Genomic DNA, 907 nt, shown 5'->3' on the forward strand with positions numbered 1-907 from the left:
AATTGGAGAAACTGGTTTCTTTGATCCTTATGTAGGGGCCGGACTAGGGTACACTAGAGCCAATGGTGAAGATATGGGGACCTATAATGCCGTTGTCGGATTTAGAACTTGGTTTTCAGATCGCGTAGGTTTAGACTTTAGTAGCTCTGGAAAATGGGGTATGGGTGACGCTGGTAACCACTTGCAGCACCATGCCGGAGTTGTATATCGTTTTGGTATAGAAAAAGGACTCTCTAAAAGAGGATTAGAAAAACAAGCTTTGATTAATGAGCAGCAGCGAATCACCGATTCCATCAACGCAGCAAAGCAAGCGGAAGAAGAGGCTCGTTTACGTGCAGAGCGATTGGCAAGGGAGAAGGAGCAGGCGCGTTTAGCTGCTGAGGAGAAGGCAAAAAGAGATGCCGAAAACCAACGAAGAGCTACTATTAAGCAGCAGGTGAAAGACGTAGGTAATGTAAGTTTCGCTTTTAATTCCGCCTGGGTGAGCAAAGCAGAAAAGGAAAGATTGGATAAGCTAGTGGTAATCTTGGAGGCCAATCCAGGTGTTACCTTAAAAGTTAGCTCTCATGCTGATTCTAGAGGTTCTCAGGAATACAATATGAAGCTTACCGAGAGAAGGGTGAAGAACACCATCGATTATCTAGTAAACGAAAAAGGAGTAGATGCTAGCAGACTACAAGGCGAAGCATTTGGTGAGAAGCAGTTGTTGAACGACTGTGATGGCACTAAGTACTGCCCAGAGTCCAAACATAAAGAAAATAGAAGATCAGAATTTGAAGTGTTAAGCTTCTAATTAGAGCCTTACTTCTAACTTTCCGCCCTGCAGACTCGTTAAGTATTGAGAAATTAGGTTAGGAGGTATTCTTAAAATACAAACACCAGTTATGGTTTCATTTTTCAATGGACC

The 907-nt window shown here is 43.0% G+C and carries 1 protein-coding gene; it reads left to right on the forward strand.

The window, feature by feature from the left end; all coding sequences use genetic code 11:
• Positions 1-793, forward strand: a 793-nt coding sequence (locus F1E73_RS17125; protein ID WP_150452678.1) for an OmpA family protein, incomplete at its 5' end; no start/stop codon positions are given.
• Between the last annotated feature and the right edge of the window lie 114 nt (positions 794-907).

The sequence above is a fragment of the Arenibacter lacus genome, assembly GCF_008711145.1.
GTDB classification, from domain to species: Bacteria; Bacteroidota; Bacteroidia; order Flavobacteriales; family Flavobacteriaceae; genus Arenibacter; species Arenibacter amylolyticus.